The sequence below is a fragment of the Franconibacter pulveris genome (genome assembly GCF_056780215.1).
This window is the reverse complement of record NZ_CM165555.1, coordinates 3,978,029-3,996,112: the sequence shown is the minus strand read 5'-3', so window position 1 is coordinate 3,996,112 and position 18,084 is coordinate 3,978,029. Positions and strand designations below refer to the sequence as shown.

Below are 18,084 nucleotides of genomic sequence, written 5' to 3'. Positions count from 1 at the left end.
GCGAGGTTTCTACGGTTGCAGCTCTCTGAGCAGGGCGAAGGCCTGCGGCATGCACGCTTCGCTCACCACGAAGGCCCTGAGCCTGCCCTCGCCGTCGATGCCTTTCGCCACCATGCCCTCGCCGCCGAGCGCGATATGCCAGGCGAGATCCGCGCTTCGCGTATCGCCCGCCAGGTGCAGCGGCAATTCCGGCGTTTTTACCTTCACCAGCATCGCCGGCAGGACGAGGGGCTGACCGCCGCCTGTAAGATTTTTCGCCGCCGTCATGGCGCTTAGCTGTATGGGTTGCAGGAACGGCAGCAGCTGGCCGTTGATTTCCGCGCAGTCCCCCAGCGCGTAGATGTGCGGGTCGCTGGTCTGCAACTGGCTGTTGACCACAATGCCGCGGTTCACTGCCAGCCCCGCACGTCGGGCGAGGTCAATGTTCGGGCGCAGGCCAATGGCGGCGACAGCGGCGTCCACTTCCAGCGTGCGGCCGCTGGCGAGCGTCGCCTGGAGACCGCCTTCGCCCGGGCGTAAGGCTGCAAGCTGCTGGTTTAGCGCCAGCTCCACGCCCATCTGCGTTAATCTGTATTGTAAGCGAGCGCTCACTTCTGGCGGCATCAGCGAGGCGAGCAGGGAGGCGGCGCTGTCCACTATCGTCACCTGTTTCCCGGCGCGCTTGAAATCCATCGCCAGCTCGCTGCCAATCAGTCCGCCGCCCAGCATTAACACCCGCTGCGCGTCTCGCAGTTGTGATTCGCACGCCTGATACTCTTGCTGGCTGTTGAGCGTCAGCATCAGCTCGCGTCCTTCCACCGGCGGCGTAACGGCGCTGGCGCCGGTCGCCAGCACCAGCTGGTCGTAGCGCCAGCTTTGCGTCTGGCTTTTCACGATACGGGCTTGCGGGTCGATTTCCGTCACCCAGGTAGCGGGGAAAAGGCGCAGCTGATATTGCTCAGCAAACTCCCCGGCGCGCTGGCGGGTTAAGTCATCCGCCCGCTGCTGCTGGCTGATAACATGGCTCAGGTCCGGCTTGTTGTACTCGTCCATGCTGTCGGCGGCGATAAGCGTTATCGCCACCTTTGGGTCTAGCTTGCGCAGGTTTTTCACCAGCTGGCGGGCGGCGAAGCCCGAGCCGATAATCACAATGCCGTCGCTCATACCGCCTCCACCGCCAGCGCTTCAAACACCTCTTTGCCCAGCGAGCATTCCGGGCAGAGGAAGCTATCCGGCACGTCGCTCCACGGTGTGCCGGGCGCGACGTTCTGCATCGGTTCGCCTTTTTCCGGGTCGTAGATCCACTGGCAGACGCTGCACTGCATGCAGCCGCCGGTGTCGGCGCTTTCCGCCTGCGGGGCGGCGGCTTGCGGGGCGGCAGCCTGAAGCGGCGGGACGTCAGTCGTAACGGGCCGCGCTTTTGTCGGCAGCGGCGAGAGCGCCCATTCGCGGGCGATTTTCCGCCCATGCTCGCGGCACGCTTCCAGCCCGTCGAGGTCCGGACGCCATGTGGCCTTCAGGCTTAGCGACATCTCGAACCCGGCGTCCTGCAGGCGCGTGGAGAGACGGTCCACCGCGCCGCCGCTCCAGCCATGCGAGCCGAAGGCGCTGGCGCGCTTGTTGCGAAAGCGCAGTCCGGTCATCTCCTCCACCAGCCCGGCGATTTTCGGCATCATTACGTTGTTCATGGTGGAAGTGCCGACCAGCACGCCTTTGGAGCGGAAAACGTGAGTGAGGATCTCGTTTTTATCGCTGCGGGCGACGTTGAAGATTTTCACCGCCACGCGCGGGTCCACTTCCGCGATGCCCTGGGCGATGGCGTCCGCCATCATGCGGGTGTTGTTGGACATGGTGTCGTAGAAAATCGTGATGCGGTCTTCCTGATAGTCCGCCGCCCATTTCAGGTAGAGCTCGACGATTTGCGTCGGGTTGTCACGCCACACCACGCCGTGGGAGGTGGCAATCATATCCACCGGCAGGTTAAAGCCGAGAATTTCGGTGATTTTCGGCGTGACCAGGCGGCTGAAGGGCGTAAGGATGTTGGCGTAGTAGCGCTGGCACTGCTCGAACAGTTCCGCCTGATCCACTTCGTCATTAAACAGGTGCTCGTCGCAGTAGTGCTGGCCGAAGGCGTCATTGCTGAAGAGCACCGCGTCGCCGGTGAGGTAGGTCATCATGCTGTCCGGCCAGTGCAGCATCGGGGTTTCAACGAAAATAAGCTGTTTGCCGTTGCCGATATCCAGCGTGTCGCCGGTTTTCACCACATTGAAGTTCCATTCCGGGTGGTGGTGGTGACCGTTGATGGAGTCGATGCCGTTGGCGGTGCAGTAGATGGGCGTATCCGGGATGCAGTTCATCAGTTCAGAGAGCGCGCCCGCATGGTCCTCTTCGGCGTGGTTAATCACGATGTAGTCGATATCGGCAAGGTCGATTTCCGCACGCAGGTTCTGCACAAAATCGCGGCTGAACTTGTGGTCGACGGTGTCGATTAATACATTTTTCTCTTCGCGAATAAGGTAGCTGTTATAGCTGCTGCCCTTGAGCGTCTTGTATTCGGTGCCGTGAAAATCGCGTACTTCCCAGTCGCGCTGCCCAACCCAGTGGATGTTGTTTTTAACGTGAATAGTCATTTGTGTTTCTCCGCAAAATGTAAGCTTTGAAATGACTATTACAAGAGGCGTGCCAGTTTTTTATCTTGTTGATTAAATTATAAATTAATGAGTTGGCGGTTTCTTTGTTTGTCTTTTTGACTATTAATTTATTGGTCTTTTTGACACTGATGAAAGTCATTTTGACTATGTCAGCCTTTTTTCAGCCCGTCTCACCGGCGGGTACGTTTCATCGCTTTTTCAATCTGCCTGTCATGCCAGCGGCCCAGCGCAAAGACGGTGAACATGGCGCCCAGCAGCGCGCAGAGCATATCCGCCTGCGTATCCCACTCGTCGCCCTGAGTGCCGAGGAAGTCATCCGCGTCCTGACCAAGCAGCAATGCCACCCACCACTCAATCAGCTCGTAAAAGGCGCTGATGGCGAGCGTGATGCAACAGACGATAAAGGCCAGCATTTTTCCCCCGCGCACGCGGTTGTCGCGAACCAGCACCTCCCGCGCCGCCAGCGACACCACCAGCCCCTGCAATACATGGCCGATTCTGTCGTAAGGGTTGCGCTCAAGCCCCAGCCACGCCTGTATATGAAAGCCTGCGGGCACCCGGGCGTAGGAGTACATGCCGCCGACGATAAGCGAGGCGCAGCCGACAAAGATAAACGCATAGAGCAGGGGTGTGAGCGGGTAGCGCTTTGCCGTCGCCCAGAGGATGGGCGCGACGATAAACACCGGCAGTACTTCCATCAGCCAGGTAAGCTTACGGGCGGTGGCGATGCCGGTAATGATGAGCAGCAGCGCCAGCAGCGCAACGCCTGCGGAAAAATAGAGCGGACGGGTTTTCATCAGCGATCCTTCACTCAGGTAAAAGTACTGTTTAGTTGAAAAGAACGTGATTGCAAGGCGTTACAGAAAGAACAGGCGCGCCTGGAAGAAGAAAAGGATTAGCGTTCCGCGGGTTAAATTATTCATATCGCCCTGCACAGACGCCCGAATGGCGCGGTCGCTTCACTAAAGCTTTCAGGTTTCCTGTCGATAGTCGTTTTATTTAAGGAGAAAGGTTATGGAAACGATCTATATCGTTGAAGACAGTGATGGCGGCGCATCAGAAGAATATAAGCCAAACTTTATTATTCCCGGCTGGAAGACCTCATCGGTTACCACGACAAGCGTCATCACGTCTGTGGCGGCCGCGTCCCTGATACCTGGGTTTTTATTTCCTTCTGTTGTCGGGCTGGGGCTGCTTAAGGCGTTAGGTGTTGGCAGTGGAAATAAGCAGGATAAAAAGCAAACGGATAATAAAGACGCTGAGCAAGGGCTTTCTGAAATAGATGAGATGATAAAAAGGATCACGCTGACAAAAAGCGAAGCCCGACGCAGACAATATCGTTTCCCGCCAGGACATCCCCAGGCCGCGGTAACGTATAAACTCCACCCTTTAGCAACCTTCGATATTGACGGAAAAAAGGACCTGTATATCCCGGAAGAGAATTATGCCACCGTTTTGCTGGAGGAGCGCGAGTCCGAACTGCTGAGGCTGTTGGTTGACTTAGGCGCGAAACGCATTGAGGTGCGGAAAAAAGAGCAGCAGAAAAATGAAGGGCAGCTGGCTGTTAACGTCAGCGGCGAGATAACGGGATTATCCAGCGTCAACACCGACGTTAAACACCATTCAACCGCCGAAGAGGTGAATGATAATGTCAGGCTGTTCGAGCTGAAAGGCAAACCCTGGAAGCAGGGCGATAAAATTGACCGGCAGCTTTATTCCTGGCTCGGCTATGAAGCGTCCTGGCAATCGTTAATTTTAGCCCGGGAAGTCGGCGGCTGTACTAAAGCAACCATTGAAATAAAAGAAAATACCGTTTATTCATCCGAGCTGGAATTCCAGCTTGGCATGAAATATAAAATCTTATCCGCTGAAACCGGACTGGCTTATGATAAAAAGCATGACAAGGTTTCCAGTTATATTGTTTCCGTTGAATTTAATGAGCCCGCCTGAACGTGAGGTTAAAACAGCGGTTGAAAGCAAGCAACGCTGTATGTTCCGCCGCAGAAAGCCTGGTTTTTATCGATAAGAAGACGGAAAACAGCCGCGAGTAGCGCTGAATAAGTCAACCGCGCCCGGCGGCGGGTTGACTTATTATCTGCTCAGCTATAACGCTTGTGTGCCAACGGCTTACGCCGTTACACGGGTGAACTCCGCATCAATGGCTTCGGCTTGTTCACGCCAGGCGGCAAATTTGCGCTGACGGTTCTGGCTGTTCTGCAGGCTTTCATCAAGTTCAGCCACTTGTTGTTGCAGGCGGAGGTAGCCTTCGAAGAAGCGAGACACAAAGTCATCAGCATTGATTAATGCCAGCAGTTCTTCGCTTTGTTCCCGGAAATTACTGACCATTTTTTGGATGCTTTCAGCGAAAAGCTTCTCACGTTTTACCTGCTCGTAGCTGTCCCAGGCCTCCAGTAGCAGTCCCGCCACGGAGAGCGCGCCGTTAAGGCCTTTCGCCAGATTGACCGCCCCCCAGGGTTTGAAATTGAGCATTTTTCCCAGATCCAGACCGACAGTTTTCGCCAGCGAAACCACCCCGTCACGCGCCGCGATCACGGTCGTGTTATTGATCATTTTGCTTTTGACAACATAATCCAGCCCCTGTTTGCCCATGGCGGTCAGCGTGCTGTTGTAATGGCTGACTTCCGCATCGTAGCCCAGTTGCATTTTCCCGATAGCGAAATTAACAGACTGCAGGCGACGGTCGAACTCGTTTTGCAAACGGGTATTCAACATAATGCCTTTATCGCCAATCTCACGTTCAAAAAATTCCGGAAAGGTTTCCATGCTTAAGCCTTTAGCCTGAATGATCAGATCGCTAAAGTATTCAGCGACAAACGTACGCAGCCCGCGACGGGTTTCTTCAATGCTCCTGTAGGTGATGCTCATTTCATTACGCATACGCTGGCTAATAACGGCGAGGTCGGCCACTTCGCTTTTGATCTTTTCGTCGTTAGCAATCGCGACCGGTAATTTGCGGGTGAGAATATCGCGGATCACGCTCTTTTTCGTTTCTTCTACCAGCGCCATCGCGCCGCCGCTGCGCTCAATTTTTTCGCTGGTGGCGCTTTGCAACGCGCCAATATGAGAAAGCGCCCGGAATTTATCCGGGTTCGCCAGCCAGTAGTCTGTTCCCATATCAAAAGGATTGGCGGCCACGGCGACGATGCTTAAGGCATCCCGCTCTGCGGGCGTAAGCGCAATTAAATCCTGTAAGCGGGAGGCCACGTTCTGATATTTAATGCTGGCATTAGCGTGATAATCCGCGTCGTCCTCAACGTCGGCGACTTCATCGAAGCGGCTGAGGACAAACACGGTGCGGTCGAGCAAATTCAGCGTGCGGAAAAGCCATAACAAATCTTCTTTGTGGCTCTCTTTTACCGGGTTGGTTGAGTTCATCACGTAAAGGACAAGGTGAGCCTCACTGATGTACTTCTTAGTCATGTCTTTATATTTTTCTATCGACCGACTGTCTTCGTTAAATTGTTCTTTAAATCCAAACAGCCCTGGCGTGTCAATCAGCACGAAGTCCGAACTGACATCATAAACCTTTACCTCGTTAGACGATTCCTGGTGGCTAATCTTCATACTCGCCTTGTCCAGTTTTTCCATCCAGGCGGCGGCAATCGAGGTTTTGCCTTCAGAGAACCCGCCAATTAACGCAATACGCAGTTTGCTGTCGGCGGCGCTTTGCTTTGCCATTTGCAGTTTATTCAGCAGTTGCGTATCCAACTGAATACCGACTTCTTCGCCCTGTTGTAAAAATGCGCTCAGGTTATTGAGGATGTCCAGGGTCCTTGCTTGTTGCGTTTTAAACGCATCCAGTGTCTTTTCCATTATTTTGCTCCCGAAGGGATAAGGCTGTTTGATAACTGACTTAATTCTGCTGTGGCGTTAATAAGGATGCGGTTAATTTGCGACGCCTGGCGGGCTGGCTCATCCAGCATAGATTTAAGTTCCGTGATTTTTTCCTGTAGCTCAGGGAAGACTTTTTCAATACCGTCTTCCAGGGACGATTTCATTTTCCTGGCCACTTTGCTCAGGTTTTCATCGGCGGACTGGCGCTGCTGCGACATCTTATAATTTGAGCTAAAGAAGCTGCGTACGGCTTTATAAACAGCAAAAACCATTCCCGCCAGCGCGGGCGCCAGAACCAGCCATCCTGCCGGGTTCCAGAAGAGCAGGGCGCCGCCCGCAAGCGTCGCCAGCAGGCTGGTGAGCTTCACGCCGTTATCAATATTGATTTTGAGTTCGAAATCCGTATCGAATTTGCTCTGTTGCAGACGAGAATAGGTCGCCAGGATTTCCTTCGCGTATTCCTGAAAACGACGAACGATGCTCTCGATTTCATCCTTAAATCCATCCAGCTCCCGCTTGAGCAGCGCAGGCAGCTTTGTTTCAAGCTCCGCATGCTGCTGCCTGATACAGCTTTCCAGCTTGTCTTTAAAGCGATCGTTACTAATATCGTATTCAATCTCACTGTAAATCTGCTGGCGCGCTTTACTGCGAAAGGCGTCGACCGCCTCTTCCCCAAGGTTAATTAACCGCGTTTTTAAAGCGGCGAGCGCCATATCCAGTTGCTGACTGGCGTTGAGAGTGTCGTCCTGTAATTTAGCCGCCAGCTTGCTGTAAGTTCCTTTCTGTAAAACAGCCACTTCAGCAGTTAACTCTTCGACGGTAGTACGGGCTTTATTAAAATTAGAACGGGCGATTTTTTGTTTGTTATTTGCAACCAGCTGCTCCGTCAGCAGCGTCATAAAGTCAGCCAGGCCCGTTTTCTCAAGGACGTCTTCGGTCGTTAACTTCTCCAGCAGCTTTTCACGTTTTTTGGCATTTTCCGAACCGGGGACTAAATGCGCCGCCACGCTAAGAAAAGCGGGCATCGCGCTGAGCGAATACGCGTTGCTGTAATTGTCGCCCAGCTGTTCGCGCATTTTATCATTGAGATCTTCCAGACTCGTTTTTTCATCGTCGGTGAGCAAGGCCGGGCGGTTTAATTGCATCGGGTTAGTAATGCGTTTATTAAAAAGCGTCCAGACCTCGGTTTGCGCGTTTAAATGCGCTTTGATTTTTTCCAGCGTGCCGGGGGCATTTTCATCGCCTTTCTGTGGCGCGGTGGCTTTGCTGGTAACATAAAACACCGCATGCGCTTTCTGTACCGCCTGATGGATCTGCGCGCTGACTTTTTCCTCTTTGCCTTCAATACCCGGCACATCCAGTAAAGCAAAGCGCTGCTGATTCGCTTCGAAGGCATAGTGCGTTGTGTCTATGGTAAAGTCAGAACGGCCATCGCCAATAATTTCACCGTCCGCCAGCGGGGCGAGTTCCGCGAGCTTATTATGCGCAGCGGTTTGTTGCTGTTTAATCGCCGCCGCCTCCGCTTCGTATTTTTTCTGTTTTTGCAGCAGTTCGCTTAGCGCCTGAGATTTCTCAATGGCCAGCGCCTGCTGGTGAATAAGCTGGCTGGCTCTTTCCTTCTGCGTGGGGGTTTTTACCCACAGATTGATAAACTTCTTCCACAGAGAGCTTTGCTGGCGTTGAGCCATAATGAGGGCATTCAGCGAGGCGATATGACGTGCGAATTCTTTTTCCCGCTCAACATACCCGGCGTTGATGGCTTCGATAGCCTGGGTAATTTCAGCCGTTTTCTTTTCATGCTCGCTCAACGCCAGGTTTAACTGCGCCAGATGTTCATCGGTAAGATTATGCTGCTGCTGAAACTGGCGAAATGCCTGCTGGCGTTGAGTCTTACTTTCTTCATTAAGCAGAATACGCAGCGTTTCAATCAGCGTGGACTTGCCTGCATTGGTTTCGCCATAAAACGCGATGGTGAACGTATTCCACTCGGCGTTTTTTTCCAGGCTGCTGATATTCTGGTCGAGAATGTGCTGAAAGGCTTCCAGCTGCTGGCGCGCGCTGTCGTTAGCCTCCTGCAGCTTCTCATCAGAAGCGGACCCGGTCAGGTTGCTGAGAATACGTTCCACTTCCTGGGAAATTTTTCGGTAAATAATGCTGGGTGTGTCAACTGCAACGGTCATAAAGCATCCTTTTAAAAGCACCGACTTCCTTATCCGCAACGACGCAACGCAAGCCGCTTTCGTTTACAGAATAAGGGCGGATGTTCCAAAACAGGTTTACCGCTACGCGCATCTGTCGGCGCTTTAATCGGTAGCCTGTCGTTTTTTACTGTTTTTGTAAGTGTTATGGCATCAATGAACGGCGCTTTAATAGCGGCTGCGTTTGACCGCAGCAGGCGCCTCTGCCTCTGTCTGGCGTGTTTCTGATGCCACGCCGCAAGGTTATCGCTCAGCCCTGACAGGTCGTGTCACAGCGAAGCCGTGTTAATGCCTTTTAGTGATCGGCAGTAAAAAGCGTTACTTTACAGTTTGTTATTGGGTTTTAGCTGTTTAAGCCTGGGTAAAGCGGCGTTTAATGCCTGATTCGCCCTATATTCTGTTGGGACAAAGAGCAGGGGAAGGGGAGACGGAAAGCGCGGCCGAAAAATGCGCGTACCCGCGAGCGGTAGGGGAGATATCAAAAAAAACGGGGCCGTACGCGGCCCCGTTGGTTTATCTGCGTTAGCGCTTAGAACGATTTGTTCAGGCGCAGGCTGAAGGTGTGCGCCTGGTAACGCTCGCCCGCCTGCAGGTCGTAACGGGCGTCAATGCTCAGGTTGCTGACGTTATACAGCGCGCTGCCCACTGACAGGCCCGCCATGTCCTCAACCGGAGACGCGCCTTTGGTGGTGAATTGCGTTTCACCCAGGGTGTCGGCGGCGTAAGAGGCGGTGTTGCTCATACGGCGGTTGTCGTACTGGTGGATCCAGGAAAGCTGTGCGAACGGCGTCAGGTTGCCAAGCGCGGTGTCGAAGGTTTTCTCTACACGCGCGCCAAGGTCGCTGATAACCGACTGCGAGTGTGAGGCGCCAACGTTAAGCGCCATGCCGTTGCCGCCGCTTTCTTTATAGTCATCCACGTGCTGATAGCCATAAGCCAGGCTTGCCAGCGGCGTGATGACAACGTCAGCAGGCAGCGTGAACGGGTAGCCGAATTCGCTTTGCAGCGTGACGGACTGACCGTTGAACTTGCCGTGCGCCGCGCCGGAGAAGCCGGTGAAATCGGCGCGACGGACAGACTCGTAGTTCTGACGGGTCAGCGCCGCCGACAGGTTCACAAACCACGGCTCGCCGGAATAGCCTGCGTAACCAATCACGCCATAGTTATCGGCGGTTGAGGTGTTGCCATTCAGGTTATCTTTGCCGTGTACGGAGGTGTTGCTGTAGTTCAGGGCCGCACCTACACGCCAGTTGTCAGCGACCGCGCGGTCAGCGCCAAACAGCAGGCCGCCGAATTTCGCACTGTAACCGCTCACGTCGTCGCTGCTGTCCTGACGGGCATAGCCACCGTAAGGACGAGCCCAGACGATCCAGTCGTTGTACGCGTCGCCCGTCGCCACGCCGCTCAGGCCTGCGGTCTGCGGGTTGCGCAGGGTATCCAGGTGGGTGCCGACCACGGACATCGCCGTTGAGGTCGCCACGCCGCTTGCCGTGCTGGCGCTGATATTCTGGCCGGTTGACAGCCGTTCGCCCACGCGGTTGGCTTCTTTTTTGCCTTCAATCGCCAGCGAGGCGTTGTACAGCTCAAGCAGCTGCGGGGAGATACCGGAGTAGCTGCTCAGGCCGCCCAGCGATGCGGTGGCGTTCCGGATGGTCGCACGGCCCGGTTTGGTTACCGGCGTGGTCGGCGCTGTTGGCGGCGTTTCGACTACAGGCGGCGTTTCAACGACCGGCGGGGTTTCGACTACCGGCGGGGTTTCGACTACCGGCGGCGTCGGCGCTTCCGTCAGCGTAACAACCAGCGCGCTGTTGGTTTCGTCAACATAGGTTGAGCCGGTTACCTGGCCGTTGTAGCCCACGGCGCTGTAATTAAGCTTGTCGGCGTTGTAGTTGGTGCCCGTGCTGTTGGCATCAATCACCACATAACGCTGACCTGCGGCAAACTGGTAGGTGTTGCCGGTACGGGCAAGCGATACGGTAGAGCCCGCGTCCACGTTAGCCGAGCCGGTAACCGTCAGACGACCGTAGCCAGTGTCCGCCGCTTTGTCGCCATTGGCGACCGCCGTGTCGTTAACGCCCAGAATCAGCGATGCCGCTGCGTTCTGCTGGTAGTTGCCGGCGATGGTCAGCGGGTTATTAACCTGCAACTTAGCGGCGTCGTTAATCACGGTGCCGTTGGTGTTGATGCTGCCGCTCTCAAGCGGCGTAATGCTGTCAGCGCTGAGGCTGCTGACGATCAGCTCCTGAAAGCCGATATTGTCATTAAGCAGGACAGAGCCGGAACGGAAGATAACATCTCCAGCGCTGGTAATATTACCCACGCTCTCAGTGCCGGACGCCGTATTTTCGTCACCAACGCTGGCAAGGTTAATCACCTGACCGTTGCCTGTCAGCACGCTCTGTTTATCTGAATCATTAATAAATTCCAGCGTAGCGCCGTTGCGAGAGCGAATGTCGCCTTTAATCACGCCGGTATTGTTTATTATAACGCTGGAACCATAGTTGCCTGACATATTAACAGCGTAACGGGTGCCAGAGATCGTGCCGTTATTCACAAGCGTAGTGGTATTGGCGCTGTTGCTGTCATAGACACTTACACCGTAATAGCCGCTGATCGTCCCGTTATTAATAATGTTCTGGCTGGAGATAACCGAATTACCATTCAGATAGTTATCATATAAAATACCGTATCTGCCGCCTTTGATTTCACCATTGTTTGTTAAGGTGCCAATCTGCCCTATGTTATAAATGCCGGAGTAGGCACCGGAGATCTTCCCATCGTTCGTCAGCGTATTGATAACACCGGGATAGGTGTTGTAAATGCCTGAATCGCTATAAACATAGGAGTTTTCAGTGGCGTTAGTGATAATGCCAGTGTTATGCAGCGTATTAATGGTGCCGGTGTTGTAAATAGCGCCGGTGTTATAGTAATTTCCGGTGTTATTATTATTTGCCGAGTTGATTGTCCCGTTATTTTCCAGAACGTCGATAGTGCCGCGGTTATTAACCCCGGTTCTGCCTGAAATAACACCTGTCGTCACGTTCTTTAACGTGCCCAGGGTGCCGCTGTTGCTAATGCCGCCGCCCTGATCGTAGCCACTATTGCTGTAATAGGTGCCAGCGGCTGGCCCGGAAATAGTTCCGCTGTTAATCAGCGTACCGACAGTGCTGGTCACAGTCAGGTTAATAGCGCTGCTGGCGTAATTACCGTTTTCGCCAGTAACTGTAATGCTGCCCTTATTATCGATGGTATCGATAGCGCCCTGGTTTTGCAGGCCGTAGAGATAAGTATTGGCAAGCTCGCCGTCTCTCGCCGTAATCGTCCCTTCGTTAGTTAATGAGGTCAGGGCACCATTCTGGCCGACATTCAGCGCGGTTTCTCCGTCACCAGTTGCGGTGCCTTCGCTGGTCACATGCACTGTCTGATATTCAGCGGGGATCTGAACGTTATATTGCTGGCTGGAAATGACATAGTCGCTTGTAACCGCAAAGGCATAGGGCGCCAGCAGTCCTTGCGCAGAGGTTAACGCTACCAGCAAGGTTCCTTGCTGGCTAAACCGTGATTTCTTCATGATGTACCGTGCGATGTCGCGCTTATGGTTAACGAAAAGAGCCGTTGTGTGTTACGTTCAGATTTATCTGATTACATTTCGTTGCGAAATATACATCTGCTTGCAAAGAAAACAATCAGCGAAGCTAAATTATTTTCGGCTCAGGCCGCGCGGAACTTTAGAGTTTCACTTAAATAAATATGTGAAGAGCGAATGAAAAAGATAAAAAAAGGCCTGACTTTTACGTGTGTAATATTGATTAGTATGACTTTTTTGTTAACGGGATGTGTCAGCAAAAATTCGCGTGAAAGCGCCGATATATTGGCGAAACAAAGTGGTCTTACCAGTGAAAATTTTTCTGCGAACGGAATATATTTTCGTACCTGGCATCGTATTACGCCGCCGGCTACGCTGTTGCGGGTTTATGTGGAAGGGGACGGATTCGCCTGGGTGAGCCGTACGCGTCCTTCAGACGACCCAACGCCGCACAATCCCGTTGGCCTCGCGTTAGCCGCGGCGGATCAATCCGCTAACATCCTTTACCTTGCGCGACCGTGTCAGTTTATCGGGCCGCCGTTACCCGCCGCCTGCAATGTCCACCTCTGGACAGATAAGCGCTTCTCATCAAACGTTATTCAGGCGATGAACGATGTATTAAGCCAGGTAATACAACGCTATCCGCAGGCGAAAGTTGAGCTGGTGGGATATTCAGGCGGCGGCAACATTGCCGCGCTGCTTGCGGCGCGGCGGACGGATGTGGTTTCGCTGCGTACGGTGGCGGGGAACCTCGACGTCGCGTACGTGAATGCACTGCACCGTGTTTCCGCCATGCCGGATGCGCAAAGCGCGACAGACGTTGCGCCAGAACTGGCGAGCCTGCCGCAAATCCATTTCAGCGGCGCGGATGACCGCACGGTGCCGCCCGCTGTCGCGGCGCGTTTTCAGCAGGCGACTGGAACGCGCTGCGCGCAGGTTGAAGTGGTGCCGGGCATGGCGCACGGCTCCGACTGGGCGGCGCGCTGGCCGGGTTTGCTGGCGAAAGCGCCGGTTTGCCGGTGAAGGGGCGGGAGCGTTTGTAGGCTGTGAAAATAAACGTGCGAACCAATAAATGTTTTATCGCCACAGCCATTTCAAACTGCGCGTTTATTTCCATTCAGGAGGTTGGTTCCGGAAATAAAAGGGGCCAGCGGGGTTGAGAGGGTTACGTTATTTGGTTAATTAACTCTGCATCACGGGGTATGTTGGGCTTGCGGAAATAAGCGTTATTTAATGGCTTAAGGATTAGCGATTATCTCGTTTATGATCTTTTAATATATATATCAAGAAGTTATTCGTGCCATCTATGGCATTTTTTGCCTGGCATTATTATCTGCCTCGGGGTTTATTATTTAGCAGTATTTCTTCCAACTAATAAAGGAACATTGGAAATGGCTATCCCGGCGTACTTATGGCTTAAAGATGATGGCGGTGCAGATATTAAAGGCTCTGTTGATATAAAAGACCGAGAAGGAAGCATTGAAATACTATCATTTGGGCACGGGCTGCATCTGCCTACTGATACCGCAACAGGAAGGATTACGGGAACGCGTCAGCATTGTGCACTGAGTTTTCAGAAAGAATTTGATTCCTCCAGCCCCTATCTTTACAAAGCGATAGCGACGGGCCAGACGCTTACAATGGCTGAAATAAAATGGTATCGCATCAACGATGCAGGGCAGGAAGTGGAATATTTTAATATGTTGCTTGAGAAAGTTAAGGTTGTCAGTTGTTGCCCCTGCATGCTGGATATAAAAAACCCGGCCACTGAAAAGCATAATCATTTGGAAAATGTATCGCTGCGTTATGAGCGGATTACCTGGAAATATTGTGACGGCAATGTCCAGTTTACTGATGCGTGGAATGAAAGATGATCCGCTGTACTTTTCATCTGAATGGTGGACAGTTATCAACATTAAGTTGCCCAGGCGTGGGTTTCTTTTCCGCCTATTCCGGTAACGCTGGCCCGCACCGTAATAATCCCGACTCGATAGCAATCCCGAAAAAAGGCCCTATTCCACCGGGAAATTATTACATCGTTACGCGCCCGCGCGGCGGCTTCCGCACGCGCTGGCAGGATATGATCCATGGCCTGGAAAGCGGCTCAGATCGTGATCTGTGGTTTGCCTTATACCGGGAAGACAGCGCAATAGATGACTTCGCATTTATTGAAGGTGTGGAAAGGGGACACTTTCGGCTACATCCTGCAGGCCAGTCCGGGATCAGTAACGGTTGCATTACCTTACCCAGCCATGCTGAATATGACATTTTGCTAAACGCGCTGTTGAAAACACCATCAATAATGGTAACCGCGCAACTTAAAGCCTTTGGCACTATACAGGTGTATTAATGAAGCCCATTCACTATGTTTTTATTTGGCTGCTTGAGCTTTTATCGCTGTCTGTTATTTATAGCCTGCTTTGTTATGTTATGCCGGATGAAGCATTATTTTTATGGTATGAAGAAAGATATGGCATGGTAATGGAGAATCAGTGGTACGACGCGTATACATTAATACTGATGCTAATAGCCATTTTTATTAATTGCGTGTTGATATGGCTGATTGTTGCTGCCTGCAACAGGAAAAAATTAACATAATAAAAACGGCGCAGAGTGAGATTCAGCCTGCGCCGTTTTGGTCTGGATTAAGCAAGAATCGCAGCGGCCAGTGGGTTAACCGCGTTAACTCCAAAGGATTTTAAATCCCTCGTTATGCTTCAGTGGAAAACGGAATGCGTGAAACATATTTTGCGAGCTGAATTCCATATCCCGATGAAAGGCGTGGCAACTGTCCAGGAAGCGGTAAACGCAGGCGCTTAAGTTCTTGAAGCGCATAACCTCTCGTTGTATCGTTCACCCGCGCCTGCAAAATCAGGCGCCGGGATTAGCCTCCTGCCAAACTTCACTGGCGACACATGATGCTTAGCGTCTTTTTTTGTGTCGTTCGCTCGGCTACACCTCAATGGTGGGCCGGGCGGGGGCGTCGCAAGACGCGCCGGTGTCAGTGAGGCCGGTAAGGCTAACCCCGCCCGGTTCCACCACCCGCGAGATTAGCCTCTCCAGTGGTGGGATAGTTTTTACTCACTGGAGGCTGCCTTATGGCTACAACCCTTACCCCTGCTCACGCTTCTGCTAATGTCTCTGCGCATTTACCCGGGCTTTCCGCTGCTTTTCCTTCGCGTTTTATTCATCTTCTCAACCCGGCATTAGCAAGGGAGTCGCGATCATGACTATCAGGGAGGACTGGCATACTGCCGACATCATCGCCGGGCTGAAAAAGAAAGGAACCTCGCTCGCCGCCGAATCCCGCAAAGCGGGCCTCGCCTCCTCAACCCTCGCGAACGCGCTGACAAAACGCTGGCCGAAAGGCGAGCGCCTCATCGCCCAGGCGCTGGGTGTTAAGCCCGAGGAGGTCTGGCCTTCGCGGTATAAGACGGGGGAAAGCAAGGGAGGTAATGCTGATAATTGAAATTAAAACCCGCCTGTGGGCGGGTTTTTTAAAAGATAAATTATTTATTACGGTTCAAGTACAAAACGGGCTTTCAATTCACGGAGAAATTGAAATGTATTCATGCAGGGTAGAAGATCAGCGTGTTGCAAATTATCAAAAAACGCTTGAAGGGTTCCCATTCAAATAACTATTTTAAACACATTCGTCATCTCATTAATCATCTTACTGAGTGGTTGCACATTGGGTGACAATCTGGAACAGCGATATACTCAAGAAACATCCGTTCCTGCTCACGTCAGAAATAGCGATGTATGCCTTTCCTTACCAATGCAAAGCAATGAAACGGTAGTATCCGCAATGGCTTACAATGTTGTAAAACCCTCAGAACAGATTATTTTTCCCTCTGACAAGCAACCAATATCGGGTCTTTTTTGCATTCTGCCAGATGAATTTACATTTAAAACGGGCGAGGAGTATCTTACGCAAATCGAAGTGAATTTAAGAACAGAGGGGGAGGATAAAAAATCCACACGAAAAGCCTGTGTCTCAACCTTCAAGGTCGTACAAAAAGGCGACAGCTTCGATATTATTCAAGCGGTTCATAAATAAAAAAGTCCCCGCACTCACTCAGTGCGGGCTGGTTTATCTAAAACAGTTTTAAATATGGCTAAGCGGGCGAACGCCGTTCGATGAAGAGTCCGGAACCCCCAAAAGCAAAAACCCCGCCAAAGGCTGGGTTCTTTGAATAAGAGGTGCCGGACTCGGAATCATATCCACGATTAAGGCGTTGTTTGTTATTGGTTTTGTTGGTATTTCTCGTAAATAACGCCCCACGAAGGCCCCCACATAAAATCGCTGTGGTTTTGTGAGGGTTATCACGAAAAATCGTTGTTTTGCGAGTGGGGGCCGTTATGTGTGGAGTCAGGTCCACATATAACGGTCTGAGGTCCACATATAGCGGATGGAACTCCACACATAACGACTCAAGGTCCACATATAACGTCCGGAACCCTACACACTAGCGGCGTTGAAAATACATGCTGCATTAGCCCCATCACCCTTCGCATTGAACATCTTTCAAACTTACATTTGAGATGTTCGAACAATGTTTTTTGAGATAATCAGAAAAGACGCTCTTTCTAATTTATAGATTCTATTAGTATTTTTGCTATACTTTTGAGATGTCATCATGCACAAGTTGAGATAGCTAAACATCATGGCTCAATTTCATCACTTTGACCTTTCGCTTTTAAATCCCAGCTTTGACTCTCCTTTAGTCGACGCGCTGACGGAGCTGGAATTACTCCGGCATCTGCGGCTGGAAACCGATGTTCACCCTATCCTGTTTGCGCAATTGAAGGCTGTTTTCCACATGCTGGAGAGTCTGGGTTCTGCAAGGATTGAGGGAAACCACACCACGCTTGCCGACTATGTTGAAAGCAAGGTTGAAGGAACGCAGAGTTCGACGGACCAGCTAAAAGAAATCAATAATATTGAAGCCGCGATGGAGTTCATCGACGAATACTTGAGCAACGGTGATGAGATAACTGAATATTTTATTCGCGAGCTGCATATTCTGGCAGTGGTCGGGCTGCAACGGGAAGGCGACAGAACGCCCGGCGCATATCGGCAACATAACGTCAGCATCGCTCAGTCTGACCATTTGCCGCCAGACCACGTCTACGTTCCTGATTATATGGCGGAACTGACTGCCTTTATTAACCATGCCGATAAGCCAAAGTACGATCTGATGAAGATTGCGCTGGTGCATCACCGTTTTGGCTGGATACATCCCTTTGGCAACGGTAATGGCAGAACGGTCAGATTGCTGACCTATGCGTTGCTTATCAAGTATGGTTTTAACGTTCAGGCTGGTGGCAGGGTTCTCAATCCGACAGCGGTATTCTGTAACGATCGAGAACGTTATTACGCCATGCTTTCGTTAGCCGATAAGGGAACAGAGCAGGGGTTAGAAGAATGGTGCTTATATGTGCTTTCGGGGATCTCGTCTGAGCTGAAGAAAGTCGATCAACTGACAAACCACGCTTTTCTGAGTGAAAAGATCCTCTATCCGGCTATCGATTTTTCGTCGGAGAGAGGACTGATAAACCCTCTGGAATCAAAGGTTCTGAAACGTGCCGTCGAATTGGGTACGATAAAAGCGGGCGATCTGCGCGCTGTTTTGCCTGATCTGAAACCGACGCAGGTAACTTACCAGCTTGGTAAATTGATTGAGCGGGGACTGCTCCAGCCAGTAGAAGAGGGGGCGCGTACCTATACGGCGAAATTTTCTAACTCATATCTGATTCGTGGGGTAATTAAGGTTCTGCGGGAAGAAGGGTTTATTCCTGATTTGTGATATTA

At 52.1% G+C, this 18,084-nt stretch carries 15 protein-coding genes; 9 read left to right on the top strand and 6 right to left on the bottom strand.

Translation table 11 applies throughout. The features are described from left to right. Positions 1 to 9: 9 nt before the first annotated feature. The 3 genes from norW to ACU4F7_RS18785 form a co-directional block, all read right to left on the bottom strand. A complete protein-coding gene (gene norW, locus ACU4F7_RS18795; RefSeq protein WP_481637548.1) occupies positions 10 to 1,143 on the bottom strand; it encodes an NADH:flavorubredoxin reductase NorW in 1,134 nt (377 codons plus the stop codon). After that, positions 1,140 to 2,609, bottom strand: coding sequence for an anaerobic nitric oxide reductase flavorubredoxin (gene norV, locus ACU4F7_RS18790; protein ID WP_481637547.1), 1,470 nt, complete (start codon positions 2,607 to 2,609; stop codon positions 1,140 to 1,142). The genes norW and norV overlap by 4 nt, the downstream gene beginning before the upstream one ends. Before the next feature lie 191 nt (positions 2,610 to 2,800). After that, positions 2,801 to 3,427 (bottom strand): DUF2238 domain-containing protein, encoded by a 627-nt coding sequence (locus ACU4F7_RS18785; protein WP_481637546.1) that lies wholly within the window; start codon positions 3,425 to 3,427, stop codon positions 2,801 to 2,803. A gap of 217 nt (positions 3,428 to 3,644) precedes the next feature. Here ACU4F7_RS18785 and ACU4F7_RS18780 point away from each other — a divergent pair, with 217 nt between their 5' ends. Further along, entirely contained in the window at positions 3,645 to 4,580 is a 936-nt protein-coding gene (locus ACU4F7_RS18780; RefSeq protein WP_024556907.1) for a hypothetical protein, read from the top strand. A gap of 177 nt (positions 4,581 to 4,757) precedes the next feature. Here the strand turns inward: ACU4F7_RS18780 and ACU4F7_RS18775 are convergent, their stop codons facing one another. From ACU4F7_RS18775 to ACU4F7_RS18765, 3 genes are all read right to left on the bottom strand, one after another. After that, a complete protein-coding gene (locus tag ACU4F7_RS18775; protein ID WP_024556908.1) occupies positions 4,758 to 6,464 on the bottom strand; it encodes a LeoA/HP0731 family dynamin-like GTPase in 1,707 nt (568 codons plus the stop codon). Beyond that, a complete protein-coding gene (locus ACU4F7_RS18770) occupies positions 6,464 to 8,665 on the bottom strand; it encodes an AAA family ATPase (RefSeq protein ID WP_481637545.1) in 2,202 nt (733 codons plus the stop codon). The genes ACU4F7_RS18775 and ACU4F7_RS18770 overlap by 1 nt, the downstream gene beginning before the upstream one ends. Before the next feature lie 547 nt (positions 8,666 to 9,212). Further along, positions 9,213 to 12,254, bottom strand: a complete 3,042-nt coding sequence (locus ACU4F7_RS18765; RefSeq protein ID WP_481637544.1) for an autotransporter family protein — start codon at positions 12,252 to 12,254, stop codon at positions 9,213 to 9,215. Between the two features lie 192 nt (positions 12,255 to 12,446). On the opposite strand from ACU4F7_RS18765, the gene ACU4F7_RS18760 reads away from it, so the two are divergent. The 8 genes from ACU4F7_RS18760 to ACU4F7_RS18725 all read left to right on the top strand — a co-directional run bounded on the left by ACU4F7_RS18760 (position 12,447) and on the right by ACU4F7_RS18725 (position 18,079). Next, entirely contained in the window at positions 12,447 to 13,292 is an 846-nt protein-coding gene (locus tag ACU4F7_RS18760) for an alpha/beta fold hydrolase (RefSeq protein ID WP_481637543.1), read from the top strand. Between the two features lie 368 nt (positions 13,293 to 13,660). Further along, on the top strand, positions 13,661 to 14,143 hold the full coding sequence (locus ACU4F7_RS18755; protein ID WP_481637542.1) for an Hcp family type VI secretion system effector: 483 nt from the start codon (positions 13,661 to 13,663) through the stop codon (positions 14,141 to 14,143). Next, the gene (locus ACU4F7_RS18750) at positions 14,140 to 14,619 is read left to right on the top strand and encodes a DUF2778 domain-containing protein (protein WP_481637541.1); all 480 of its coding nucleotides are present in this window, start codon (positions 14,140 to 14,142) and stop codon (positions 14,617 to 14,619) included. The genes ACU4F7_RS18755 and ACU4F7_RS18750 overlap by 4 nt, the downstream gene beginning before the upstream one ends. Further along, entirely contained in the window at positions 14,619 to 14,867 is a 249-nt protein-coding gene (locus ACU4F7_RS18745; RefSeq protein WP_481637540.1) for a hypothetical protein, read from the top strand. Before ACU4F7_RS18750 ends, ACU4F7_RS18745 begins: the two co-directional genes overlap by 1 nt. A gap of 628 nt (positions 14,868 to 15,495) precedes the next feature. Continuing rightward, complete coding sequence (locus ACU4F7_RS18740; RefSeq protein ID WP_481637539.1) at positions 15,496 to 15,738, top strand: helix-turn-helix domain-containing protein; 243 nt, start codon at positions 15,496 to 15,498, stop codon at positions 15,736 to 15,738. Continuing rightward, positions 15,725 to 15,907, top strand: coding sequence for a hypothetical protein (locus ACU4F7_RS18735; RefSeq protein ID WP_481637538.1), 183 nt, complete (start codon positions 15,725 to 15,727; stop codon positions 15,905 to 15,907). The genes ACU4F7_RS18740 and ACU4F7_RS18735 overlap by 14 nt, the downstream gene beginning before the upstream one ends. A gap of 53 nt (positions 15,908 to 15,960) precedes the next feature. Further along, positions 15,961 to 16,329 (top strand): putative T6SS immunity periplasmic lipoprotein, encoded by a 369-nt coding sequence (locus ACU4F7_RS18730; RefSeq protein ID WP_481637537.1) that lies wholly within the window; start codon positions 15,961 to 15,963, stop codon positions 16,327 to 16,329. Positions 16,330 to 16,936: 607 nt separating this feature from the next. Next, positions 16,937 to 18,079: a Fic family protein gene (locus ACU4F7_RS18725; protein ID WP_481637536.1), complete on the top strand. Its 1,143-nt coding sequence runs from the start codon at positions 16,937 to 16,939 to the stop codon at positions 18,077 to 18,079. The last annotated feature ends 5 nt before the right edge of the window (positions 18,080 to 18,084 follow it).